We start from the raw sequence: 23,474 nt of genomic DNA, 5'->3' as shown, positions 1-23,474 counted from the left end.
TCCAGTGCCGTCCCAGCCGCGGCGGGAAGACTGCTCGACACACGCGGCGCCGCGGCGCCGCTCGAGGATCGGAGGACGGATGCCCGACACCACGCAACCCGGAGACGGCGTCGAGGCCGTCGACCCCGCCGCGAGCGACGCGAGCCTCGGCGCCGCCGAGTGGCCGGCCGGCGAGGCCGACGAGCCGCACGGGCGGGCGCAGGTCGCGGACTCCATGCACGGCACGGCGGCGGAGGACGCCGCCGAGGAGCAGGGTGCGGGCGGCGAGCGCGGCGGCATGGAGCGCGAGAGCGACGACGGCGAGCTGACGCCGAGCGACTCGTAGCCGCTGACGATGGCCGCCCAGGTCGTCTGGTTCCGCCGCGACCTGCGCGTGCGCGACCACCCCGCGCTCGTCGCCGCGGCCGCCGCGGGCGAGGTGCTGCCGGTCTTCGTCGCCGACCCGGCGTTCGCGGGCGCGGGCGCCGCCCGCGCCGCGGCGCTCCGCACGGCGCTCCGCGCGCTGCTCGAGGCGACCGACGGCGCGCTCGTGGTGCGATCCGGGCGGCCCGAGGAGGTCATCCCCTCCCTCGTGCGCGAGGCAGGGGCGGATGCGGTGCACGTCTCGAGCGAGTCGACCCCGTACGGGCGGCGGCGCGACGCGCGCGTCGAGGCGGCGCTCGACGTGCCGCTCGTCGCGACCGGATCGCCCTACGCCGTGTCGCCCGGGCGGGTGCGGAAGGGCGACGGCTCGCCGTTCCGCGTGTTCACGCCCTTCTCCCGGGCGTGGCTCGAGCACGGCTGGCGCGCGCCCGCCGAGCGGCCGAGCCCGAGCTGGGTGCGGCACGTCGAGGGGGAGCCGCTGCCCGAGCCGCCCGAGACGAGCGCCGAGCTCTCGTGGGCGAGCGAGGAGGGCGCGCTCGAGCGCTGGGCGACGTTCCTCGACGGGCCGATCGACGACTACGACGCCGCGCGCGACCGGCCCGACCTCGACGGCACCTCGCGGCTCTCGATCGCGCTCAAGCTCGGCACCGTGCACCCGCGCACGCTGCTCGCCGACCTCGACGCGGTCGCGCCGCGCCGCAGCAGGGCGGCGCAGCGCTCCCTCAAGCGCTTCCAGGCCGAGCTCGCCTGGCGCGAGTTCTACGCCGACGTGCTGCTCCACCATCCGGGCTCCGCCTGGCGCGACCTCGGCGCGCAGCTGCGCGGCATCGCCTACGACGAGCCGGGCCCGCTCTTCGGGGCGTGGTGCGCGGGGCGCACGGGCTTCCCGTTCGTCGACGCCGGCATGCGGCAGCTGCTCGCCGAGGGATGGATGCACAACCGGGTGCGGATGGTGACCGCGAGCTTCCTGACGAAGGACCTGCACGTGTGGTGGCCCTACGGCGCGCGCTTCTTCCTCGAGCACCTCGCCGACGGCGACCTCGCCTCGAACAGCCACGGCTGGCAGTGGACGGCCGGTACGGGCACCGACGCGGCGCCGTACTTCCGCGTCTTCAACCCCGTGTTGCAGGGCCAGCGCTACGACCCGGACGGCGACTACGTGCGCCGCTGGGTGCCGGAGCTGCGCCACATCCCCGGTGCCGCGGTGCACGAGCCGTGGAAGGTGCCGGACGGCCTCGCGCACGGCTACCCGGAGCGCATCGTCGACCACGCCGCCGAGCGGCGCGAGGCGCTCGACCGACTCGCGGCCGTCTCGGGGTGACGCGCGAGCGGCAGCGCGCGCCGCCCGCACAGTCGCGGCCCAGGTGCGAGGGCGAGACTCGTGGGAGCGGAGGCAGCGGTGCCGCCCGGCGTCGCCCGCTCGGAGCGAGGGAGATCCCGATGACGGATGCGACGGATGACGGACTGCAGCCCGGCGGCACGACCGGCGCGGAGCACGACGGCGGGGAGCAGCAGGTCGCGGCCGAGTCGCAGGACGCGCTCGACGAGGCGCTCGACGGGAGCTCGCCCACCGGCGCCGAGCGCCCGGTGAGTGGCGGGAGCGACGACCCGCTCGCGGGTTCCGGCGCTCCCGCCGAGGGCGCGACGGGGCCGGAGCTCGGCGGCGCCGGCCAGGTGGTGCAGGACGGCGCGAGCGACGACGGCGCGGTCGCGCAGCCCTGACGGACGGAGTCGGCGGAACCTCTGGAGCGCTCCACAGTCGCCCACCAGGTTGGGGTACGAGACTGTCGGATGCGGAACCAGCGGCGCCAGCCGGTGCCGCCCGCGCAGCTGGAAGGAGTTCCAGATGACGGACGCGCCCCAGACGGGCTCGATGACCGCGATCCCGGAGGAGGCCCACGCCATCCCTCCGGTGGGCGAGGGGATCGAGCCGAAGGGCGACGCCGATGTGCCCGGCACGACGCGGCACCTCGATGCCGGCGAGCAGCCGCCCGGCGGCCTCCCGCAGCAGGCGGACCCGCTCGGCTGAAGTCGCGAAGAGGGCCCGCCCACGAGTCGGAGTCGACTCGCGGGCGGGCCCTCTCGCTGCGCCCCGAGGCTGCTGCTACCGAGCCTGCGCCCGTCGCACGAGCGCGAGCCAGATCGCGCCGCCGATGGCACCGATGCCGGCGGCCACGACCATCCATGGCACCCAGCCCATCGCGGCGACGTCGACGACGAGGCGGCGGAAGCCCTCCGAGAGCAGCGCACCGGCGAGGACCCCGACGACGACGACGGCGAGCGCGATCCAGAAGACCCAGAGGAACGGCTGGCCCCAGCGGTGGAAGGCGGTGGTGATCGCCGCACCGACGAGCGCGACGCCCAGGATGAGGATGAAGGTCTGGATGAGTGTCTGCCACCACTCGCCGACGCCGGTGTAGACGACGTCGAAGAAGCGCACGCCGAGCCCGTAGCCGCCGGTCGCGACCTCGATGACCTTGCCGACCGTGACGATGACGGCGTAGAAGGCGGCGTTGAAGACGAACACGAGCACGGTGCCGGTGGCGAACTCGCGCCGCGTGAGGCCCAGGCCGAGCGCGAGCGGGAAGTACTGCCCCATCGCGGTGAAGCCGAAGCCGATGAGCGGCCCGAGCAGCGCGAAGATCGCGCCGTTGAACATCATGCCGGTGTTCATGCCCTGCCGGGCCTCGGTGAGCGACTCCGCGCCCTGGGAGGTCGCGACGTTGATCACGAGTCCGCCGATCACGAGCACGATCGCGAGCGACACGAGCATGATCAGCAGCGGCCAGCCGAAGGCCTGCATGCGGTTGACGGTGTGGAGCTGGATGACGTTGCGGATGCGCACGGTCACTCCTCTCAAGCAGTCGCGACCGGGGTCGCGGGGTCGGTGGCGGATGCGTTGGCGGTCGTGAGGTGCACGAACAGCGCCTGGAGGGAGACGGGCGAGATGTCGAGACCCGCCTCGCGCGCGGCGCGCTCGTCGCCGTCGCGCGCGGCGAGCGTCGCGGTCGCGAGGGAGCCGAGCCGGGTGTGCTCGAGCGGCTCGCGGCCGGCGAGGAACGCATCCACGTCGTCCGCTCGGCCCGAGACGGTGAGCGCCGCGTCGTGCAGCTCGTCGGTGTCGGCGTCGAGGAGCACCTTGCCCTGGTCGAGGATCACGACGTGCTCGAGCAGGTTCGCGACCTCGTCGATGTGGTGCGTCGAGAGCACGACCGTGCGCGGGTGCTCGGCGAAGTCGTGCAGCAGCTCGTCGTAGAACATGCGGCGCGCGACGGCGTCGAGGCCGAGGTAGGGCTCGTCGAAGAACGTCAGCGGCGCTCGCGACGCGAGCCCGACGACGATGCCGATGCCCGAGAGCTGGCCGCGCGAGAGCTTCTTGATGAGGCGCTTCGTCGGCAGCTGGAACCGCTCGACGAGCCGGTCGGCGTAGGCCTGGTCCCACTTGGGGTAGGCGCCCGCCGCGATGCGGAGCACGTCGATCGGCCGGAAGGTGTCGGGGTACTTCTGGCTCTCCTGGATGAACGCCGTCTGCGAGAGCACGTCGACGTTCTCGACCGGGTTGCCGCCGAGCACCTCCATCGAGCCGCTCGAGGCGAACACCTGGCCGGTGAGCAGCTTCATGAGCGTGGTCTTGCCGGCGCCGTTGCGGCCGAGGAGGCCGTGGATGCGGTGCTCCTCGAGGGCGAGCGTCACGCCGTCGAGGGCGTTGACCTCGGCGTAGCGCTTGGCGAGGTCGGTGGTGACGATGGCGGTCATCGTGCGACTTCCTTCGTGATCATGTTCGCGAGCTCCTCCGGGCCGATGCCCAGGGCTGCTGCCTCGCGAAGCAGGGGTGCGATGAACTGGTCTTCGAATGCGAGCTTCCGGCGCTCGCGGAGCGCCGCTCGGGCGCCGGGGGCGACGAACATGCCGATCCCTCTCCTCTTGATGAGCACACCCGCGTCGACGAGGAGGCCGAGGCCCTTGCCGGCGGTCGCGGGGTTGATGCGGAGGAAGGCGGCGAGCTCGTTGGTCGAGGGCACCGCCGCGTCCTCCGGGTAGCTGCCGTCGAGGATGCCGTCCTCAATCTGCTCCGCTACCGCGACGAAGAGCGGCTTGCTGTCATCGAGCACGCCTGCCTCCTAGTGGTCGGGAGAGCGCTGCGCATCGCACTCCATGGGTTCATTACTCGACCAATGAACCACCGAACCGGCGGGCTGTCAAGCACGAGTCACGGTTCGAGGATCCGGCGGTGGGCGAGCCACAGCTCGGCCCAGTCCTCCGGCTTGAGATCTCGAGGCAGGGCGCCGGCGCGGGAACGCTCCCGCAGCCAGCGCTTCGCGGCCGCGCGCGGCAGGACGCCCGCCGCGGGGAGGTTCGCGGCGAGACCGGCCCCGGGGCTCGCGAAGACGCGCGCGACCATCGCGGCGTACTGCCGGCGATCGGCGGGGTGGACGAGGGGTTCGGCACGGCGCTGCACCGCGAAGAGCCCGGCGTCGACCTGCGGCATCGGCCGGAACGCCGAGCGCGGGATGCGCCGGCCGAGCGAGAACTCGAACCACGGGGCCGCCTGGGCGGTGAGCTGCGTCGCGCCGCCCACGCCAGCACGGCGCCGGGCGACCTCCCACTGCGCGATGAGCACCGCATCCGTCCACCCCGGCGCCGCGAGCAGCCGCCGCAGCAGCGCGGTCGTGATGTGGAACGGCAGGTTCGAGACGACGACGTGCGGATGCGCGTCGAAGCGGTGCGCGAGGGCGTCGGCGTGCTCGACGCGCACGTGGCCGGGCGTGCGGGCGTCGAGCCGGGCGGCGCGGCGCGCGTCGAGCTCGAGCGCGCGGATGGGGCGACCGAGGCGCGCGAGCGGCAGCGTCAGCGCGCCATCGCCCGCGCCGATCTCGAGGATCGGGCCGCGCGTCGCCGCGACCCGGTCGACGACGTCGGCCACCGCGCGGCGGTCGACGAGGAAGCTCTGGCCGAGCTCGTGCCGGCCGGGGACGTGCAGGGGTGCGCGCGAGGTCGCGCGCGACGGTGTCCGTCGGGACATGGGGAGTGCTCCACTCTGCGGGAGCCGGGCAGCCTGAACGAGCCGCACCGGCGGTCGGAGAGCGGCGAGCTGCGAGTGTTCAGCGGGATCCGGAGCAGCTCGCCGTCAGCGGCGGCGCATCCGGATGCTGGAGATCATGCCCATGTGGCCACTCTAAACACCTGTCCCGGGCACGACGCAAGCCCGCACGCGGGGTCGCGTGCGGGCTTGCGCTGTCGTGCGTGGGGAGGCCTACGCCTTGAGGGCGTCCCGCCACTTCACCATCGAGCCGGTCTTCAGCAGCGACCGCTCGTAGATGCGCGCGGCGACCCCGATCACGAGCACCGTGAAGAGCACGAGCACGCCGAGCGAGAGGTAGGGCTCCCACCACTCGGTCGTCTGCAGGTAGACGCGCATCGGCACGGCCACCGGCGCCGAGAACGGCACGTACGACATGATCTGCAGCGCGAGCGGGTTGTTGTTGAAGACGATCACGAGGAAGTACGGGATCATCACGAGGAAGATGAGCGGGCTCGTGGCCGAGCCGAGGTCCTCGGCGCGCGAGACGAGCGCCGCCGCCGCCGCGTAGAGCGCCGCGAGCATGATGAAGCCGACGGTGAAGAGCACCACGAACCAGACGATCGGCATGCCGAGGCCGTCGAGCAGCAGCTGCGAGCCGGTGAGCGCGCCGCCGATGAGCGTGACGGCCGCGATGAGCGCGATCTGCCCGAACGCGAGCACCGAGTTGCCGATCACCTTGCCTGCGAGGATCGCGCGAGCCGGCACGGTCGCGAGCATGATCTCGACGATGCGCGACTGCTTCTCCTCGACGACCGACTGCGCGATCGTCTGGCCGAACGTCATCGCCGACATGAAGAACACGAGGCCGAACGCGAGGCCGATGAAGTACGTGAGCAACGGGTCGGGCGCGTTCGGGTCGAGCAGCTCGACGTCGGGCGTGACGCTCAGCAGCTGGATGAGGCCGCTGTCGGCCTCGCGGTCGCCCACGACGGTGAGGCCCGACGGGCCGTCGCCCGCGATGACGCCCGCGTCGACCGAGCCGTCGCGCACGGCGTCGCGCACCGCATCCGCGTCGTCCGTCGGCACGACCGCGAGGCCGTCGATGGCCTCGAGCGTCGGCGCGATCTCGGACGTGGTGGCGACCTCGGTGTCCTCGTCGAACAGCGCCGGGCCGAACGACGAGAAGAGCACCGCGCCGAACACGAGCGCGAGCGTGATGAGCGTCGAGATGATGAAGGCCTTCGAGCGCAGCTGCATCATGATCTCGCGCTGGGCGACGATGCCCGCCGCCTGCGCGAAGCGCGTGCGCCCGCGGTCGTTGGCGACGGATGCGTCGGCGCGGCCCGAGGGGCCCGGTCGGCTCGGGGCGGTGGTGGTCATCGGACGACCTCCTGGAAGATCTCGGTCAGCGGGCGGATGGAGGGGGCGAAGCTGCGGACGGTGCCGCGCTCGAGCGCCTCGCGGAGCACGCGGTCGGCGTGCGCGTCGGAGTCGGCGGCGAAGCGCACGTGCCCGCCGTCGAAGTCGATGACCTCGATGCCGGGGATGCCGCGCACGAAGCCGGCGTCGTCGGTCTCGAGCAGCCACTCGGGGCGCGTGTGGGCCGCGCGGATCTGCTCGCGCGTGCCGGCGGCGCGCACCTGGCCGTGCGCGAGGATGACGAGCGAGTCGCACAGGCGCTCGACGAGGTCGAGCTGGTGGCTCGAGAAGAGCACGGGGGCGCCGGTGCGGGCGACGTCGCGCAGCACGCCGAGCGTCGTCTCGACCGCCATGGGGTCGAGCCCGGAGAAGGGCTCGTCGAGCACGAGCGCCGTGGGCTCGTGCACGAGCGCGGCGGCGATCTGCGCCCGCTGCTGGTTGCCGAGGCTGAGCGACTCGAGCTTGTCGTCGCGGCGCTCGGTGAGGCCGAGCTGCTCGAGCAGCTCGTCGGCACGAGCGGCGGCGCGGGCCGAGGAGACCCCGTGGAGGCGACCGAGGTAGACGAGCTGCTCGTGCACCTTCATCTTGGGGTACAGGCCGCGCTCCTCGGGCATGTAGCCGAACTGGGCGCGGTCGTCGGCGGTGACGGGGCGGCCGTCGACGAGCACCTCGCCGGCGTCGGGCGAGAGCACGCCGAGGATGATGCGCATGGCGGTCGTCTTGCCGGCGCCGTTGGCGCCGACGAAGCCGGTCATCAGGCCGTCGCGCACGTCGAAGGTGACGTCCTTGAGCGCCTGGTGCCCCTTGAACGAGCGGGAGATGGAGCGGATGGAGAGCATGCTTCGAATCTAAGAAGCCGCTCGGCGCCGCACCTCCCCCCGACGGCTGGACTTCGTGCTCCGCCGAGCGGGGGAGCGGGCTGTGCGGTGTCCCCCGTCCTTCTCCTCCCGCTGGTCGAGCTGCGCACCCCACCGCTGGTCGAGTGGCCGCCGAAGGCGGCGTATCGAGACCGATCTGCTCCGTCTCGATACGCGCGCTCCGCGCGCTACTCGACGAGCGGGTGGGAGCGCGCTGCGCGCGCTACTCGACGAGCGGGTGGGAGGGCGTTGCGCGCGCTACTCGACGAGCGGTGAGGCGCGGAGCGCCGCGAGGGCGTCGGTCTGCGCGCGGTGGACATCCGTCATCCATTCGAGCGGCGCCGACGGGCCGATGCGCGGGTCGTCGGGCTCGCGCCCGTCGCGCAGCGCCGTCACGTATGCGCGGTCGAGCGCGATGCGGGCGCGGAGCTCCGCCTGGTCGCCGGTCGAGCCGTGGCCAGGCACGATGACGTCGACCGCATCCGCGACGCCCTCGAGCACGTCGAGGCCCGCGAGGTAGTCCTCGATCGGGTCCGGCCCGCCGAGGTCGACGAACGGCACGAGCACGTCGGAGACCATGTCGCCGGCGACGAGCACACCGCGCTCCTCGACGAAGAGCGCCGCGTGGCCCGCAGCGTGCGCGCGGTGCTCGAGGATCCGCACTGCCGGCCCGTCCCACGGGACGTGCGTCGACGCATCCGGCACCGCGGTGATGAGGCCGAGCAGCTCCATCGGGATGTCGCCCGCGAACTCCGGCGGCAGCCACGGCGCGAGCTCCTCCTGCCAGTCGGGTCCCCCGCGCAGCTGGGCCATCGCCGCCACGCACGCCGCCGTGCCGTAGCGCGGCGCATCGCCGAGCTCGGCGTGCCAGAGCGTGTGGTCCCAATCGGGATGGGTCGCGAACGCGGCGACCGCGGGCTGCTCGAGCTCGCGCAGCGCGGCCGCGATCGCGGCGAGCTCGGCGCGCGTGATGCCGGGGTCGACGACGAGCGCGCCGGTTGCGCCGAGCACGACGGTCGACCGGCTCTGGATGCACGCGCTCTCGTGCACGAGCACGCCCTCGGCGATGGGCTCGAGCGTCATCGCGGCACCGCTGACCCCGCGGCGCTCGCGAGCGCGTCGTCGAGCTCCTCGAAGGCCTCGGCCCAGCCCTGCGAGACGCTCTCCGAGCTCACGCGGTCCTCGTCGACGCCCTGCAGGTGGAAGGTCATCTCGCATCGGCCGCCATCGAGCTCGACGAGGTCGACCGTGATGAGCATCGCCTCGTCGACCGTGTCGCCGGGGTCGGCCCACGAGAAGCGCAGCCGCGACGGCTCGTCGACCTCGAGGTACTCCCCACCGGTCGGGTACTCGCTCCCGTCGGGCGCGACCATCAGGTACTCGTACGTGCCGCCGACCCGCAGGTCGATGCGCACCGACTCGGGCGGCGTGACGACCTCGTGCGGGTGCCACCACTGCGCGGCGATCGCGGGGTCGGTCCACGCGCGCCACACGGCCTCGCGCGGTGCCGCGAACTCGCGGGTGATCGTGAACTGCTTCCTCGTGTCCATCACTGCTCCCTTGCGGTGTGGGTGCGGACGGTCGTCCGCCTCAGGCTTCGGATGCGTCGGGGCGGTCGGCCGCGCCGCCGCGCGTCGTGCGGCGGGTGCCGTCGGCACCGCCGGTGAGCCCGGCGAGCGCCTCGTCGAGGCGGTCGAACCGCGACTGCCACGCGGCGCGGTGCTCGGCGACCCACGCCTCGGCGTCGTCGAGCCCCTCGGGGCGCAGCGCGCACGAGCGCCACTGGCCCTGCCGCGTGCGCTCGATGAGCCCCGCCTCCTCGAGCACCCCGAGGTGCTGCGAGATCGCGGGGCGGCTCACGGCGAACGGCGCGGCGAGCTCGCCGACGGTCTGCGGCCCGGCGGCGAGCCGCTCGAGCATGGCCCGCCGCGTCGGGTCGGCGAGCGCGAAGAAGATGCGGCTGAGCGGATCAGTGGCGATCGGCACCCGGCCACCTCCTCTGCGTAAGCAACTGCTTACATGGTGCGCCGACGCATCCGCCGTGTCAAGAGGGCGCTCAGACCGACCGGACGTGCGGGTGCGAGAGTGGCGGCATGGATCCGACGCCGAGCGCCCCCGCCGGGCGAGCGCGCGTCGGCATCTCGGGCTGGCGCTACGCGAGCTGGCGCGGCGACTTCTACCCGAAGGGCCTCGTGCAGCGGCGCGAGCTCGAGTACGTGGGCGAGCGCATGTCGAGCGTCGAGCTCAACGGCTCGTTCTACTCGCTGCAGCGGCCGGCGAGCTACGAGCGCTGGCGCGACGCGGTGCCGGAGGGCTTCGTCTTCGCGGTCAAGGGGCCGCGCTTCATCACCCACATGCTGCGGCTGCGGAGCGCCGAGACCGCGATGGCCAACTTCTTCGCCTCCGGCGTGCTCGCGCTCGGCGCGAAGCTCGGCCCGATCCTGTGGCAGCTGCCCGAGCGGCAGGAGCTCGACGCCGAGGTGCTCGAGGCGTTCTTCGCCGGCCTGCCGCGCTCGACGACCGAGGCGCTCGAGATCGCGCGGCGCCACGACGAGCGGATGGTCGGCCGCGCGTGGCTCGAGGACGTGACGGATGCGCCCCTCCGGCACGTGCTCGAGCCCCGGGCGCGCTCGTTCGAGACCCCTGAGGCGGCCGAGCTGCTGCGACGGCACGACGTGGCGCTCGCGGTCGCCGACACCGCAGGGCGCTGGCCCGCGTTCGGCGAGGTGACGAGCGGCTTCGTCTACATCCGCCTGCACGGGTCGCGCGAGCTCTACGCGAGCGGCTACACGCCCGACGAGCTCGACGACTGGGCCGAGCGCATCCGCTGCTGGACGAGCGGTGCGGCGACGCCCGACGGCCGGCCGCGCGACGTGTACGCCTACTTCGACAACGACATCCACGGCCATGCGCCGCACGACGCCGTGGCGCTCGCGAGCCGGGTCGAGCGCTGGCCCGAGTCAGGCTGAGGGCGCGAGCTCCGCGAGCAGCGCCTCGACGCGCCGCTTGATGTCGTCGCGGATCGGGCGCACCGCCTCGAGCGCCTGCCCGGCGGGGTCGTCGAGCTCCCAGTCCTCGTAGCGCTTGCCGGGGAAGATCGGGCACGCGTCGCCGCAGCCCATCGTGATGACGACGTCGGACTCGCGCACCGCATCCGTCGTCAGCACCTTCGGCCGGTTCGCGGCTATGTCGATGCCCTCCTCGCGCATCGCCTCGACGGCGACCGGGTTGATCGCGTCCTTCGGCGCGGAACCGGCGGAGCGCACCTCGACGCGGCCGCCCGCGAGGTGCTGCAGGTAGCCCGCGGCCATCTGGGAGCGGCCGGCGTTGTGGACGCAGACGAACAGGACGGTGGGCTTCGGATCGGTCATGGGTTCCATTCTCGAGCAGGGGCCGCTCCTGGTGCACGCAGGAGCGGCCGGTCGGTCGGCTCAGCAGCAGTCCTGGTCGAGCTCGGGCGGGCAGCCCAGCTCGCCGCACAGCGTCTCGGAGTCCATCGCACACCTCCTTCCATCGATGATCGTCGATGCATTGTGGTCGCATCCATCGACGGATGTCAATGCATGTGCCACGATGGATGCGTGACGACCGTCCTCCCGATCACCGACCTGCAGGCGTGCTGCTCGCCCGTCACCCGCGAGGTGATGGACGCCGACGCCGCGGCGACGCTCTCGCGCGCGCTCAAGGCGCTCGCCGACCCCGCGCGGCTGCGCCTGCTGTCGATGGTCTCGGCGCACGCCGACGGCGAGGCGTGCGTGTGCGACCTCACCGAGCCGCTCGGCCTCTCGCAACCGACCGTCTCGCACCACCTCAAGGTGCTCGTCGACGCCGGCTTCCTCACCCGCTCGAAGCGCGGCACGTGGGCGTACTACCGGCTCGCGCCCGGCGCGCTCGACCAGATCGCGGGACTCCTCGCGCGCCCCTGAGCCGGCTCAGTCAGCCACGGGGCGCGATCACCCCGTGCTCGTACGCCCAGATGACGGCGTGGATGCGGTCGCGGATGCCGAGCTTCAGCAGCACGTTCGACACATGCGTCTTCACGGTCGCCTCGCCGACGAAGAGCTCCTTCGCGATCTCGGCGTTCGAGCGGCCGCGCGCGAGCAGCAGCAGCGTCTCGCGCTCCCGGTCGGTGAGCGGGGTGAGCGCGCCGGATGCGTCGACCTCGGTCGCGCTCCCGGCCCCGTGACCGGCCGGGCCGGCCTCGGCACCGCGGCCCGACGCATCCGCCACCGGAACCCTGGTCGCCGCGAACCGCTCGATCACGCGCCGCGTCACCTCGGGGGAGAGCAGCGCGTCGCCGCGCGCGAGCGCGTGCACCGCGTCGATGAGCTGCTCGGGCTCGGCGGTCTTGAGCAGGAACCCGGAGGCGCCCGCCGAGAGCGCCTCGAAGAGGAAGTCCTCGCGGTCGAAGGTCGTGAGCATGAGCACGGCGGCGTGCGAGTCGCTCGCGCAGATCGCGCGGGTCGCCTCGAGGCCGTCCATGACCGGCATCTGCACGTCCATGCAGATGACGTCGGGCTGGAGCTCGGCGGCGAGCCGCACGCCCTCGGCGCCGTCCTTCGCCTGCCCGACGACCTCGAAGCCCGGCTCCGACGAGAGGATCGTCTCGAAGCCCCCGCGCACGAGCGCCTGATCGTCCACCAGCAGGATGCGCGTCACCCCTCAACGCTACCGGCGCGATCCGCACCCGTATGCTGACCACGACCCCGCTGCCCGATGGAGGACGACGGATGCGCGCAAGATCACGGACGCTCGTGGCCGGCCTCGTCGCCGCGCTCGTCGGCGGCCTGCTGACGGTCGTCCCGTCGCCCGGTCCGGAGGGCAGCGCCAGCGCCGCGGTCGCGGCCGACTTCGACCCGGGGCTCATCATCTCCGACGAGCGCTTCTACGACGGGCTCGCGATGAGCGCCGCCGAGGTGCAGGCGTTCATCGACTCGAAGCACCGCGGATGCACCGCGGGCTACACGTGCCTCGACACCTACGCGCAGCGCACGCCCACCATGCCCGCTGACGCCTACTGCGACGCGGTGCCGGGCAGGGCGAGCGAGTCCGCGGCCAGCATCATCGCCCGCGTCGGCGAGGCGTGCGACATCTCTCAGCGCTACCTGCTCGTGCTGCTGCAGAAGGAGCAGTCGCTCGTCACCCGAGCTGCGCCGACCGCGGTGCACTACATGAAGGCGACCGGATTCGGCTGCCCTGACACCGCGCCGTGCGACCCCACCGTCGGCGGCTTCTTCTACCAGGTGTACTACGGCGCGCGGCAGTTCCAGCGGTACGCGGCGCACCCTGAGCGCTGGAACCACAGGGCCGGCGTCGTGAACCAGGTGCGCTTCCACCCGAACGCCGCGTGCGGGTCGAGTCCTGTGCTCATCCGCAATCAGGCGACCGCGGGCCTGTACAACTACACGCCGTACCAGCCGAACGCTGCGGCGCTCGCGAACCTCTACGGCGAGGGCGACGCGTGCTCCGCCTACCGCAACCGCAACACCTGGCGCATCTGGACCGACTGGTTCGGCGACCCGACCGAGCCGTTGCCGACGGCGCAGCGCATCGCGGGCGCCGACCGCTACTCGACCGCGGTCGAGATCTCGCGTCGGGCGTTCCCCTCCCGCGCGGACGTCGTCTACCTCGCGAGCGGCGAGAGCTTCCCCGACGGCCTCGCCGCAGGTCCAGCCGCGGCGGCCGAGGGCGGCCCGGTGCTCCTCACGCCGCGCGGCAGCGCGCCCCGGATCGTGCTCGACGAGATCCAACGGTTGCGACCGGCGGAGGTCGTGATCGTCGGCGCCGAGCCCTCGGTGTCGGCGGCGGTCGAGACGGCCGTGCGGGAGCTCCCCACGGCCCCCGAAACCCTCCGTCTCGGCGGCACCGACCGCTTCCACACGAGCCGGCTCATCGCCGAGCACGCGTTCGGATCCGCGTCCGACGCCCTCATCGCGACAGGCCTCAAGTTCCCCGACGCGCTCGCGGCGGGTCCCGTCGCCGCGCGCCGAGACGGCCCGGTGCTGCTCGTCAACGGCGGCAGCGGTGCACTCGACGCAGGCACAGCGGCGGCGCTCGAGCGGCTCGGGGTCGGATGGGTCGGGGTCGTCGGCGACGAGACCTCGGTCTCGGCGGGCATCGCCTCGGGCCTCACGAGTGCGCGCATCGACGTCGACCGCTACGCGGGCGCCGACCGCTTCGCGACGGCGGCGCAGCTCGCGCGCGAGTTCGGCGTCGTCGAGACCGCCTACCTCGCGAGCGGCACGGGCTTCCCCGACGCGCTCGCGGGAGCCGCCGCGGCTGGCGCGGTCGGCGCTCCGCTCCTGCTCTCGCGGCACGGCTGCATGCCGGCCGCGACGCGCAGCGCGCTCATCAGGGCCGAGCCCGATGCCGTGCTCGTGCTCGGCGGGCTGCCGACGCTCAGCCCGGCGGCGGCGAGCTACACGCGCTGCCCCTGACCGCTCGTCAGACCGTGGTCGTCGGCGCTGCGGGTGCCGCGTCGGCGGGATCGGTCGCGGCGTCGGTCGGCCGTGCCGCCCCGCCGTGCGCGGGGATGCGCGCCCGCACGAGCCAGCCGCCCCTCGAGCGCGGCCCCACCTCGAGCGAGCCGCCGAGCGCGGCGACGCGCTCACGCATGCCGAGCACGCCCGCACCGGCGCCGTGCTGGCCCGCACCGCTGCCGTGGCCGTCGTCGGCGATCTCGACCTCGAGCTCGTCGGGCAGGTAGCGCACGCGCACGTCGACCTCGGCGACGGGGCCGGCGTGCTTGCGGGCGTTCGTGAGCGCCTCCTGCACGACGCGGAAGGCCGTGAGCCCCACCATGGGGGTCACGCGGCGCGGCTCGCCGATCGTCGCGAGCGTCACCCGCTGGCCGCTCGTGCGCGCCGCCTCGACGAGGTCGGGCAGCGCGTCGAGGTCGGGTGCAGCGGCGGCGCCGTCGTCCTCGGAGCGCAGCGTGACGACGAGCGAGCGCAGCTCGGTGATCGCCTCCCGCGCCGACGCCTCGACGTGCCGGAGCGCATCCGCCGCCTTCTCCTGGTCGGTCGCGAGCACGCGCCTCGCGGCGCCGGCCTGCACGCCCATCGCCGAGACGTGGTGGGCGACGACGTCGTGCAGCTCGCGCGCGATGCGCAGGCGCTCGAGCGAGACGGCCTGGTCGGCGAGCTGCTGCTGCTGCGCCTCGATCTCGGCGTGCGCGGCGGCGAGCCGCTCCTGCTCGATGGCCGAGCGCCAGGCGCGGTCGCCGAAGATCCAGCCGCCGCCGAAGTACGCGGCGTTGACGACCACCTGGATCATGAGCAGCGCGAAGTACGCCGAGACCCCGCGCTCACCCGTCTCGGGGTCGAAGAAGCCGCGCACCGCCGACGCGGCGAGCCATGCGGCCATGAGCAGCGAGATCACGACGCGCGACCAGAACGCGCGCCGGCGGTCGGGATCCCACGCGCCGATCGAGTAGAAGCCCATGAACAGGGCGACCTGCGAGGCATAGAGCTCGATCGCGCCCGACTCGCCCGCGGCGACGTAGATGACGATCTGCGCGATGGCGGCCGGCACGGGGAAGCGCCGCCGCCACACGAGGGGCAGGGGCAGCAGCAGGGCCGCGAGGAGCGGCGCCCAGATGGGGATGTCCGCGAACTGGAGGCCGGTCATGTCGGTGAGCGCCACCATGAGGCAGCCGATGGCGGCGAGCACTCCGGCGAGGGTGGCGTCGGCTCGCGTCGAGCTCGCGTTGGGGGCCTTGCGCACGGGCATGCGTCGAGCCTAGGACGGCCGCTGGGAGCACGCCTCAGCCGTCGGGAGGGGAGCTAGCGGTGGCCGGCCTCCGTCGCGCGGGGGAGGGCGAGGAGGTGAGGAAACCTATCGCTCACCTATGTACCCCAGTGGAGTACGCTCGACGCATCACCATCGAGTCAGTCAAGAACGTCGCCTCCACGGGTGCCGACACCGACGAGATCCTCGCCGAGCTGAACGCATCCCCCGCCGGTCATCGCAGATCCGCGGCCCTCTCCTCCCCGTCGCACCAAGAGATCGCACTCCCCATCGCAGGAGCGGGCATGAATCGCATGCACCTCGCGGACGCCACCGAGCACGGCGAATCGATCGAGCTCACGCTCGTCGACGGCGCCTGGAAGCGGGCGCGCGATCATGCCGCTCAGTGAGCTCCTCAACCCTGCCGTGCTGCTGGCGGTGGGCATCGCCGTCGCCTTCCCCATCGTGGTCGTGATCGGGGTCGCCGTGCTGCGCCGCATCGTCGCGCGTCGGAACCCCGAGCTCGCGCCGGCTCCCGCAGAGGCGGATGCGCCTTCGCCGCCGCGCACGAATCGCGAGGCTGGGCTCGCCTAGCACCGCTTTCCCGCGTTCTTCTCGCCGACAGGCACGGAAATCCTCAGTTTCGGTTGAGTGTCGGCACCGGTAGGCCGTACTGTCACCCATGGTGCACTTCGCGCCCCGAGGGAGAAGACGGATGCTGCAGGACGACCGGGCACTGACGGTGCCCGAGCCGAGCGTGTGGGCTGGATGGCGCCGCGCGGACGCCGAGGCCTGGACTCAGGCGCTGCTCGCCTTCCCGCGACGTGAGGGCGCGGCGGTCATCTCGCCGATGCTGCGCCTCGTCCTATGGCACGACTGGACCCTGCGGCGAGCCCTGCCCGAGCTCGAGTGCTGGGCGACCCTCGCGGCAGACTTCGAGCGCCAAGGGGTGACGGCGGATGCGTTCACGCGCTTCCACGAGACCGCGAGCGTCGCGCCGTGGTCGCCCGCCGACGACGCGCCCGCGGGCCGCGGCGCAGCGGCGGCTGCGACCGACGCGCCGCCCGCCGTCGCCGAGGTCCCCGCGGCCTGAGTCGCGCGGCGCCGCGTGTCAGCGTGAGCGCGGGAACGCGAGCATCGTGAGCGCCCCCACCAGCCAGACGGCCCCCGAGGCGGCGAGCAGCAGCAGCGGATCGAGCCCGGCGAGGAGGCCGGCGACGGCCGTACCGGCCGCGCTCGCCGTCGTGCGCAGCGCGGAGCCGACCGTGAAGACCTGCGCGACGACGTCGTCGGGGCTCTCGAGGCGCCGGAGGGTCAGCATCGCCGCGGTCGGCGCGGCGCTGAACGCGCCAGAGAGGCCGACCAGCACGATCGTCCACCAGAAGCCGAGGTCGAGCGCGGCGGCGAGCGTCGCCAGACCCGTCAGGGCGAAGCCGACGAGCATCGTCGCCTGTGCGGATGCGTTCGTGCGCCGGATGGGTTCGACCATGGCCCCGATGAGCGCGCCGATCGCGAAGGCGGTGACGATGAAGGCGCTCGCGGCGGCATCGCCCGTCGCGAGCAGCGCGATGCCGATCGCGGCGATGGGCATGATCCCGCGACCGAACTCGACGAGCGTGCCGGAGACGGTGATCGTCGCGAGCGGCCGGTGCGTCGAGAGGGCGACGAGGCCCGCGCCGATCGAGCGCCACAGGCCCTTGCGCTCGGCCTCGCGCCGTTCGATGCGCAGCAGCGGGTAGGCGGCGAGCGAGACGAGCGCGATGGCGGCCATCGAGGCGAGCGCCCAGCGCGGACCGAGCGTCGGCGCGAGCAGCGCGACGAGCGCGGGGCCCGCGACGCCCGAGAGGTTGTAGCTGAGGGCATCGAGCGCGTAGGCGCGGCGCGCGTCGGTGCCGGCCGGAGCGACGAAGCTCGAGAGCCCGCCGAAGCCGAACGGGTTGAGCAGCCCGCTCAGCACGAGCGCGATCGCGACGAGCCACACCGGCAGCGGATCGAGCGCGGCCGTCAATCCGTAGGCGACCGCGGTGCCGGCGGCCGCCCCCATCATGAGCGGCCGCGGCCGGTGCACGCGGTCGAGGATCGCACCCACGAGCGGCGCCGCGATGATGCTCGGCACGAGCGCGAGCGCCGCGAGAGCGGCGCCGAGCGCGATGTCGCCCGTGATCGACACGACGAGGATCGGGATCGCGATCTGCGCACCGCTCGCGGCCGTGCGGATCGGCACCGAGGCGGCGAGCTGCCGCATCCCCGCTGCCTTCCCCTCGTGCGCCGCGACTCGGGCGGCCGACGACGCGGACGCAGACGGGTGCCGACTGGCGTCACGAGGGGAGTGCATCCCTCAAGCATGCCCCTCACGCGCTGCAAGGAGAGGGATGCGCGGTGCGCGCGCCGTGCGCGCAGCCGTTCGATCAGCGATACCGATCAGCGGCGGAGCACGATGCCCGGTCTCGGCAGCGCATCGGCGCGGGCGCTGTGCTCTCGAGCACGGCCGTGCCGCTCGAGCAGTGCGCGGAGGTGCCGCTCGGTCACGATGCTCGGCCGCCGGTGCCGCCGCGGTGGGCGGATGGATCGCTCGACCTGTCCGACCGGGTCCTGGGCAACGGGCTCGGCGGGGATCGCGCTGCGCGGCTCGCCGCTGCGCGCGGGGAAGTCGGGCAGCTTCACCGCGAGCGATGCCGGCGCGGCGGCAGCGAGGCTCCGCGGGCTCTCGGACGGTGTCTGCAGACCCGCGAACGAGAGGACGGCGGTGCGGGTGCGCGCGGGCTGGAGCTCGGCGACGATGCGCCATTGGCCTGGCCGTGGTCCGGCCTTCTCGACCCGCAATCGGCCCGCGTGGATCTCGTGGTGATGGTAACTGCAGACGAGAATGCCGTTGTCGATGTCGGTCTTGCCGCCGAGCTGCCAGGGGACGATGTGGTGCGTCTCGCACCAGGCGACCGGCATGCCGCAACCGGGAACGCGGCAGCCCTTGTCGCGCTTGGCGAGCGCGCGCTTCTGCGCCCGCGTGAAGAGCCGCTTCACGCGACCCAGCCACAGCGGGTGCCCGTCCTCGTCGACGATGAGTTGGTGGGTGTCGGCGAAGCAGAGCAGCTGGTCGATGCCCTGGATGGGGATGAGGCTGCCGGTGTGCTCGATCGTGAGCGTGCAGTCGGTGCTGGTGAGGCCCTGCACGTGCGCGCTGTAGGCCTCGACGGTGCCGACGAAGGTGAGCACGGGTGGCTCGCCGCCGGCGAGCGGCGCGTCGGCGGAGGCGGCGTACGCGGTGACGGCGGCGATGAGCGCGTCGTGCGCCTTCTGCTCGCGGGTGCGGTCGTCGAGCGAGCCCTCGGCGTCGCAGTCGGTGCCGTCGCAGCCGCCCTTCGCGCAGCGGTCGTCGTGGAAGGCGACCTTCACGCGCGGGCCGCTGAACGCATCCGTCATCGCCTTGAGCTTCGAGCCATCCTCGGCAGGGGAGCGGATGATCGTTACCCACGACCCGTCGGGCTGCTGCCGCATGCGCAGCGACCGCAGCGCCCGTTGCTTCTCGTCGTTCGGGAGCATCCCGTCGGGATCGAGCAGCGCGACGCAGCGGCGGGCGAGCACCGTGAGCTGCTCCGGCGGCAGCGGCATGGCGGGGTCGGTCGCGTGCTGGACGAGCTTCTGCTCGGCGAGCGCGAGCTGCTCGAGATCCGCACGGGCTGCGGCCGGCTCGAGCGTCGAGAGGATCGCGTGCGCTTGCGCGAACGACAGCTCGCCCTCGGTCAGCCCGGCCGCGACCGCGGGGTACTTCGCGGGGATGGTGGCGCCGGTGAGCCCGAGCGACGGCGAGACCGCCCGAGCCATGACGAGCAGGTCGAGCGCGCGACCCGGCCGGATGCCGAAGGCCCTGCCGATCGCCTCCTTGGGGTGCCGCGCGCCGAGCACCAGCGACAGCGGCTCGTCGGTCGGGCCCTGCGAGCGCTCCTCGACCTCGTGCGCCAGCCGCACCTGCAGCGTGTCGACGATGCGTGAGAGCTCGGCGACCCTGCCGAGCACCTCGATGACGTCATCGCGCGGCGCGGTGGGGAAGGACGGGGCGTCCGCGAGCAGCGCGCGAGCGGCCTCGACCGCCGCTCCTGCCCGCTCGGTGCTCGACATCGCTGCCTCCCTTGCGAGGAGGGTAGATGGGGCCACCCACATCCACTCCCGACCTCGTTGCGCGAAGACTAAGGGCGACCACTGACACGCGAACGATTCCGGAGACGACGACCGCGCCGCGTGCTCAGAGCACGCGGCGCGGTGAGGGGAGACCGGTCGATCAGCGCGCGACCGGGACGATCAGGCCGCCCCACGTGTCGAGCATGTACTGCTGCGTCTCCTCGGTCGTGAGCAGCTCGTAGAGCTTCGCGATGCGCGGGTCGCTCTCGAGCTCGGGCGTCGTCGCGAGGATGTTGAAGTACTCCGAGTCGTCGCCCTCGGTCAGGATCGCCTGGTCCTGCGTGAGGCCGGCCGGCAGGGCGAACGAGGCGGTGACGAAGACGGCATCGTTGTCGGGGATCGCGAGCGGCAGCGTCGCGTTCTCGACCTCGGTGAAGCGGAAGTTCGACGGGTTCGCGGTGATGCCGTCGAGGTTCGTCGCACCCTCGGCGATCTCGATGAGCCCCTCGGCCGCGAGGATCTCGAGCGCGCGCGCCTCGTTCGTCGGGTCGTTCGGGATGGCGATCGTCGCGCCCTCGCCGAGCTCGTCGATCGACGTGATCGAGTCGGAGTAGAAGGCGGCGGCCGGGAGGTAGACCTCGCCGACGGAGACGAGCGAGCCGCCCGCCTGCGAGTTGTAGGTCTCCATGAACGTCGCGTTCTGGAAGAGGTTCGCCTCGGTCGAGCCGTCGGTGAGGGCGGGGTTCGGAGTGTTGTAGTCGGTGAACTCGACGTACTCGATGTCGAGACCCTCGGCATCCGCGAGATTCTCGTCCACCCAGTTGAGGATGTCGCCGGCCGGCACGGGGAGCGCGCCGACGCGCACGGCGCCGAGCGAGCCGTCCTCGGGCGCGGCGGTGTCGGCGGCGCCGGAGGTGCAGGCGGTGAGCGCGACGACGGTCGCGCCCGCGGCGAGGGCGGTGATGAGGGAGCGGCGGTTGGCCATGGGTGGTTCCTAACGGGTGGGGGAGTCGGCGTCGCCGCGGGCGGGCGCGGAGACGATGGATGCGTCGTCGAGGTCGAGCGCGGCGCGCTCGGTCCGTCGGGCGGTGCGGCCGGCGGCGGGGGTGGCGCCGCTGAGGCGTCGTGCGAGCCGAGTGAGCAGCCACTGCACGACCTGCACGATGACGAACAGGATGATGACGACGAAGACGATGTGGAGGGCGCTGTAGCGCTGCATGCCGTAGGTGAGGGCGACGTTGCCGAGGCCGCCGCCGCCGACCACGCCGACCATCGCCGAGAAGTTGATGATCGAGGTGACCGTCGTGGCGGTGCCGAGCGCGATCGCGGGCCACGCCTGCGGCAGCAGCACGCGCCGCACGACGAGCCAGCGGGAGGCGCCGAGCGACTCGGCCGCCTCGAACAGGCCCGGGTCGACCTCGCGCACGGCGATCTCGACGACGCGCACGAAGAATGGGATCGCGACGAGCGTGAGCGGCACGATCGCGGGGCCGGTGCCGATGAACGAGCCGAGCAGCCAGCGCGTCACCGGGATGAGCGCGATCATCAGCACGATGAACGGCACCGAGCGGCCGAGGTTGACGACGAAGCCCAGCACCGCGTTGATCGCGCGGCCGAGCCAGCGCCGGCCGAGCGGCGCCTCGAGGAAGCGCCCGGGCTCGGTGCCGACGAGCACGATGCCGAGCGGCAGCCCGACGACGAACGTGATCGCCATCGCGATCGCCGTCATGTAGAGCGTCTCCCACGTGCCCTCGAGGAGCACGGCGAAGAGCTGCGGCCAGAACTCCGGCGCGGCGGGGTCGATCACGGGTGCACCTCCCACGCGGTCACGCCCTGCGACGTGAGCCGGTCGATCACCTTGAGGGCGACGGATGCGTCACCGGGCACGGCGAGGCGCGTGCGGCCGGCCTGGTGGCCGCGGATCGTCTCGAGTGCGGCGCCGAGGATCGACACGTCGAGGCCGAAGTCGCGCGAGAGCTGCGCGATGACCGGCCGGTCGGCGCTGAGGCCCGTGTAGGTGACGTCGATGATGCGGTGGCCGGGCGTGTAGTGCGCCTCGCCGACCGGGAAGAGCTCGGCGGCGACGCGCGAGCCGGGCGTGCGGATGAGCTGCTCGAGCGCGCCCTGCTCGACGACGCGGCCCTGCTCCATGAGGGCGGCGGAGTCGCAGATGCGCTTGACGACGTCCATCTCGTGGGTGATGAGGAGCACGGTGAGGCCGAGCTCGCCCGAGAGGCGCTTGATGAGGTCGAGGATCTGCCGGGTCGTCTCGGGGTCGAGCGCGCTCGTCGCCTCGTCGCTCAGCAGCACGTCGGGCTGCGAGGCGAGCGCGCGGGCGATGCCGACGCGCTGGCGCTGGCCGCCGGAGAGCTGCGCGGGGCGGTCGTTCGCGCGGTGGGCGAGGCCGACGAGGTCGAGCATCTCGAGCGCCCGGCGGCGGCGCTCGTCGCCCTTGACGCCGACCGCCTCGAGCGCGAACTCGACGTTCTGCGCGACCGTGCGGTTGCCGACGAGGTTGAAGTGCTGGAAGACCATCCCGATCTTGTGGCGGGCTTGCCGCAGGGCAGCGCCCTCGAGCCCGGTGATGACGGTGCCGTCGACGGTCACGGTGCCGGAATCGGGCCGCTCGAGCGCGTTGACGGTGCGCAGCAGCGTCGACTTGCCGGCGCCCGACTGCCCGACGACGCCGAAGATCTCGCCGCGCTGCACCTCGATGGAGACGTCGTCGAGCGCGACGACGGCGTCGGGGCCGTCGCCGAAGCGCCGGCTGACGTGGTCGATCGTGATCATGGGGGAGGCTCCCGGTGCGGATGCGGAGGGTCGCCTTCCATGGTCTCACGCTGTCAGATAGCGCGGCGGGATGTGACGGAGTGTGACGCGCAGACCGAGAGGATGCGCGCGTCCGGAGTCGCGCGGCGCCTCTATGCTGCCGCTATGCATGCATGGTGGAAGAACTATCCAGCGCAAAGATATTGGATGGAGAAGCTAAGCCGACCGCTGCAGGGGGAGGAGCTGTTCGCCCCAAAATCGAAGAACTGGTCACACCAGTTGCTGCAGTTCGTGATGCCGGGCGACGTGGTGCTGCATTGGCGCAGCGGGGAAGGCTTCATCGGGACGTCAGTCGTCCTGGAGGGGGCCAGTGTCGGCACCAGGGTTTGGGCCGGCCGGGCTCAGGAGTGTTGGGTCGTACCGCTAGCCGAATTCGAGGCGTTCGAGCGAATCATTTCGCTGACGGACGTTCGTGAAGTTGAGGCGCAGTTGATGCGCGCCCAGACGGTCCTTGAATCGGCCTACGACAACTACAAGTACTTCCCATTCAACTTCTCGCCGTACCGACCATTGCGAGCCCACCAGGCGTATTTCACCAAGTTTCCTGTGGAGCTCTTCGAGATCCTTGCGCTCGTGGGGCTCGAGCTGCCTGTAGTATTCGACATCGATACCGGCCAGGCGTTGCCACGCGTTCCAACGACCGCAGCGAGAGGCGGGCCGCGGTTCTTGTCCGACACTCAGCTTCGTCTTGCGATCGAGCGGTACTCGGTGGCGGCAGCGCGTCAGTGGTATGAGCGGCGTGGAGCGAGAGATGTCACTGAGCTGGGTAAGCCGTACGACCTCGAGTTGACGCTGGCCAGCAAGATCCGGCGCGTCGAGGTGAAGGGATCCTCGCTTCCGAGGGTTGGAACCGTACTGCTCACAACGAATGAAGTGCAAAACGCTCGGGTCTACCCTTACACCGATCTCGTCGTTGTGGACGCCATACAGTTCGTGAGAGACGATGATCAGCAGTATGTCTGCTACGGGGGAGAGCTCAGGCGCTGGCAAGACTGGTACCCCGAAGATCGGCACCTCCGCAACCTTCAGCTCGAGTACGAACTGCCCAGCGGCTCGGACGCCTCGTAGTTGCAGCACGGCGGCCCTCGAAGTCTTGGCCGGACTGCACGAGATCCACGCCGGGCCGCGACCGAGCACTG

28 protein-coding genes are annotated in these 23,474 nt (G+C 72.5%); 11 read left to right on the top strand and 17 right to left on the bottom strand.

Translation table 11 applies throughout. The annotated features are described in order from the left end of the window. Nucleotides 1–79: 79 nt before the first annotated feature. From H508_RS0101980 to H508_RS0101965, 4 genes are all read left to right on the top strand, one after another. A complete protein-coding gene (locus tag H508_RS0101980) occupies nt 80–325 on the top strand; it encodes a hypothetical protein (protein WP_026372822.1) in 246 nt (81 codons plus the stop codon). A 9-nt stretch (nt 326–334) separates the two neighbouring features. After that, nucleotides 335–1,684 carry a cryptochrome/photolyase family protein gene (locus H508_RS0101975; RefSeq protein WP_026372821.1) on the top strand — a complete coding sequence of 450 codons (1,350 nt, stop codon included), beginning with the start codon at nt 335–337 and terminating at the stop codon, nt 1,682–1,684. A gap of 119 nt (nt 1,685–1,803) precedes the next feature. Then, nucleotides 1,804–2,085, top strand: coding sequence for a hypothetical protein (locus H508_RS0101970; RefSeq protein ID WP_026372820.1), 282 nt, complete (start codon nt 1,804–1,806; stop codon nt 2,083–2,085). A gap of 124 nt (nt 2,086–2,209) precedes the next feature. Continuing rightward, a complete protein-coding gene (locus H508_RS0101965; protein WP_021009644.1) occupies nt 2,210–2,392 on the top strand; it encodes a hypothetical protein in 183 nt (60 codons plus the stop codon). Between the two features lie 75 nt (nt 2,393–2,467). Here H508_RS0101965 and H508_RS13970 read toward each other — a convergent pair whose 3' ends face one another. From H508_RS13970 to H508_RS13960, 9 genes are all read right to left on the bottom strand, one after another. After that, nucleotides 2,468–3,208: a hypothetical protein gene (locus H508_RS13970; protein WP_035253622.1), complete on the bottom strand. Its 741-nt coding sequence runs from the start codon at nt 3,206–3,208 to the stop codon at nt 2,468–2,470. A gap of 11 nt (nt 3,209–3,219) precedes the next feature. Then, nucleotides 3,220–4,119: an ABC transporter ATP-binding protein gene (locus H508_RS0101955; protein WP_026372819.1), complete on the bottom strand. Its 900-nt coding sequence runs from the start codon at nt 4,117–4,119 to the stop codon at nt 3,220–3,222. Continuing rightward, nucleotides 4,116–4,475, bottom strand: a complete 360-nt coding sequence (locus H508_RS0101950) for a GntR family transcriptional regulator (protein ID WP_026372818.1) — start codon at nt 4,473–4,475, stop codon at nt 4,116–4,118. The genes H508_RS0101955 and H508_RS0101950 overlap by 4 nt, the downstream gene beginning before the upstream one ends. 98 nt (nt 4,476–4,573) lie before the next feature. Next, nucleotides 4,574–5,386, bottom strand: coding sequence for a 23S ribosomal RNA methyltransferase Erm (gene erm, locus H508_RS0101945; RefSeq protein WP_026372817.1), 813 nt, complete (start codon nt 5,384–5,386; stop codon nt 4,574–4,576). Nucleotides 5,387–5,617: 231 nt separating this feature from the next. Continuing rightward, on the bottom strand, nt 5,618–6,766 hold the full coding sequence (locus H508_RS13965; RefSeq protein WP_084154938.1) for an ABC transporter permease: 1,149 nt from the start codon (nt 6,764–6,766) through the stop codon (nt 5,618–5,620). Continuing rightward, on the bottom strand, nt 6,763–7,644 hold the full coding sequence (locus H508_RS0101935) for an ABC transporter ATP-binding protein (protein WP_026372816.1): 882 nt from the start codon (nt 7,642–7,644) through the stop codon (nt 6,763–6,765). The genes H508_RS13965 and H508_RS0101935 overlap by 4 nt, the downstream gene beginning before the upstream one ends. A 276-nt stretch (nt 7,645–7,920) precedes the next feature. Continuing rightward, nucleotides 7,921–8,745: an MBL fold metallo-hydrolase gene (locus tag H508_RS0101930; RefSeq protein WP_026372815.1), complete on the bottom strand. Its 825-nt coding sequence runs from the start codon at nt 8,743–8,745 to the stop codon at nt 7,921–7,923. Next, nucleotides 8,742–9,212 (bottom strand): SRPBCC family protein, encoded by a 471-nt coding sequence (locus tag H508_RS0101925; RefSeq protein ID WP_026372814.1) that lies wholly within the window; start codon nt 9,210–9,212, stop codon nt 8,742–8,744. Before H508_RS0101925 ends, H508_RS0101930 begins: the two co-directional genes overlap by 4 nt. 40 nt (nt 9,213–9,252) lie before the next feature. After that, the gene (locus H508_RS13960; RefSeq protein ID WP_156905953.1) at nt 9,253–9,648 is read right to left on the bottom strand and encodes an ArsR/SmtB family transcription factor; all 396 of its coding nucleotides are present in this window, start codon (nt 9,646–9,648) and stop codon (nt 9,253–9,255) included. 107 nt (nt 9,649–9,755) lie between these two features. Here H508_RS13960 and H508_RS0101915 point away from each other — a divergent pair, with 107 nt between their 5' ends. Continuing rightward, on the top strand, nt 9,756–10,631 hold the full coding sequence (locus H508_RS0101915) for a DUF72 domain-containing protein (protein ID WP_026372813.1): 876 nt from the start codon (nt 9,756–9,758) through the stop codon (nt 10,629–10,631). Here the strand turns inward: H508_RS0101915 and H508_RS0101910 are convergent. Continuing rightward, on the bottom strand, nt 10,623–11,033 hold the full coding sequence (locus H508_RS0101910; protein ID WP_026372812.1) for an arsenate reductase ArsC: 411 nt from the start codon (nt 11,031–11,033) through the stop codon (nt 10,623–10,625). The genes H508_RS0101915 and H508_RS0101910 overlap by 9 nt on opposite strands. 210 nt (nt 11,034–11,243) lie before the next feature. Between H508_RS0101910 and H508_RS0101905 the strand changes: the two genes are divergently transcribed. Next, the gene (locus H508_RS0101905; protein ID WP_026372811.1) at nt 11,244–11,588 is read left to right on the top strand and encodes an ArsR/SmtB family transcription factor; all 345 of its coding nucleotides are present in this window, start codon (nt 11,244–11,246) and stop codon (nt 11,586–11,588) included. 10 nt (nt 11,589–11,598) lie between these two features. On the opposite strand, the gene H508_RS0101900 is transcribed toward H508_RS0101905, so the two are convergent. Beyond that, nucleotides 11,599–12,321 (bottom strand): response regulator, encoded by a 723-nt coding sequence (locus H508_RS0101900; protein ID WP_026372810.1) that lies wholly within the window; start codon nt 12,319–12,321, stop codon nt 11,599–11,601. Nucleotides 12,322–12,353: 32 nt separating this feature from the next. Here H508_RS0101900 and H508_RS13955 point away from each other — a divergent pair, with 32 nt between their 5' ends. Next, the gene (locus tag H508_RS13955) at nt 12,354–14,099 is read left to right on the top strand and encodes a cell wall-binding repeat-containing protein (RefSeq protein ID WP_084154936.1); all 1,746 of its coding nucleotides are present in this window, start codon (nt 12,354–12,356) and stop codon (nt 14,097–14,099) included. A 7-nt stretch (nt 14,100–14,106) separates the two neighbouring features. Here H508_RS13955 and H508_RS13950 read toward each other — a convergent pair whose 3' ends face one another. Beyond that, complete coding sequence (locus H508_RS13950) at nt 14,107–15,393, bottom strand: sensor histidine kinase (RefSeq protein WP_051222513.1); 1,287 nt, start codon at nt 15,391–15,393, stop codon at nt 14,107–14,109. Between the two features lie 128 nt (nt 15,394–15,521). On the opposite strand from H508_RS13950, the gene H508_RS0101885 reads away from it, so the two are divergent. From H508_RS0101885 to H508_RS0101875, 3 genes are all read left to right on the top strand, one after another. Then, the gene (locus tag H508_RS0101885) at nt 15,522–15,800 is read left to right on the top strand and encodes a hypothetical protein (RefSeq protein ID WP_026372809.1); all 279 of its coding nucleotides are present in this window, start codon (nt 15,522–15,524) and stop codon (nt 15,798–15,800) included. Then, on the top strand, nt 15,787–15,984 hold the full coding sequence (locus H508_RS0101880) for a hypothetical protein (protein ID WP_026372808.1): 198 nt from the start codon (nt 15,787–15,789) through the stop codon (nt 15,982–15,984). Before H508_RS0101885 ends, H508_RS0101880 begins: the two co-directional genes overlap by 14 nt. 121 nt (nt 15,985–16,105) lie before the next feature. Beyond that, nucleotides 16,106–16,483, top strand: a complete 378-nt coding sequence (locus tag H508_RS0101875; RefSeq protein WP_026372807.1) for a hypothetical protein — start codon at nt 16,106–16,108, stop codon at nt 16,481–16,483. 18 nt (nt 16,484–16,501) lie between these two features. On the opposite strand, the gene H508_RS0101870 is transcribed toward H508_RS0101875, so the two are convergent. The 5 genes from H508_RS0101870 to H508_RS0101850 all read right to left on the bottom strand — a co-directional run bounded on the left by H508_RS0101870 (nt 16,502) and on the right by H508_RS0101850 (nt 22,296). Next, entirely contained in the window at nt 16,502–17,635 is a 1,134-nt protein-coding gene (locus H508_RS0101870) for an MFS transporter (protein WP_026372806.1), read from the bottom strand. A 176-nt stretch (nt 17,636–17,811) separates the two neighbouring features. Then, nucleotides 17,812–19,506, bottom strand: a complete 1,695-nt coding sequence (locus H508_RS13945; protein WP_035253618.1) for an HNH endonuclease signature motif containing protein — start codon at nt 19,504–19,506, stop codon at nt 17,812–17,814. A gap of 160 nt (nt 19,507–19,666) precedes the next feature. Beyond that, the gene (locus H508_RS0101860; RefSeq protein ID WP_026372805.1) at nt 19,667–20,491 is read right to left on the bottom strand and encodes a MetQ/NlpA family ABC transporter substrate-binding protein; all 825 of its coding nucleotides are present in this window, start codon (nt 20,489–20,491) and stop codon (nt 19,667–19,669) included. 9 nt (nt 20,492–20,500) lie between these two features. Continuing rightward, nucleotides 20,501–21,313 (bottom strand): methionine ABC transporter permease, encoded by an 813-nt coding sequence (locus H508_RS13940; protein WP_084154930.1) that lies wholly within the window; start codon nt 21,311–21,313, stop codon nt 20,501–20,503. Continuing rightward, on the bottom strand, nt 21,310–22,296 hold the full coding sequence (locus H508_RS0101850) for a methionine ABC transporter ATP-binding protein (protein ID WP_026372804.1): 987 nt from the start codon (nt 22,294–22,296) through the stop codon (nt 21,310–21,312). Before H508_RS0101850 ends, H508_RS13940 begins: the two co-directional genes overlap by 4 nt. A gap of 186 nt (nt 22,297–22,482) precedes the next feature. Between H508_RS0101850 and H508_RS0101845 the strand changes: the two genes are divergently transcribed. Next, nucleotides 22,483–23,403, top strand: coding sequence for a DUF3883 domain-containing protein (locus tag H508_RS0101845; RefSeq protein ID WP_026372803.1), 921 nt, complete (start codon nt 22,483–22,485; stop codon nt 23,401–23,403). The last annotated feature ends 71 nt before the right edge of the window (nt 23,404–23,474 follow it).

This window comes from Agrococcus lahaulensis DSM 17612 (assembly GCF_000425105.1).
Classification (GTDB): Bacteria; Actinomycetota; Actinomycetes; order Actinomycetales; family Microbacteriaceae; genus Agrococcus; species Agrococcus lahaulensis.
This window is presented reverse-complemented; position numbering and strand designations above follow the sequence as displayed.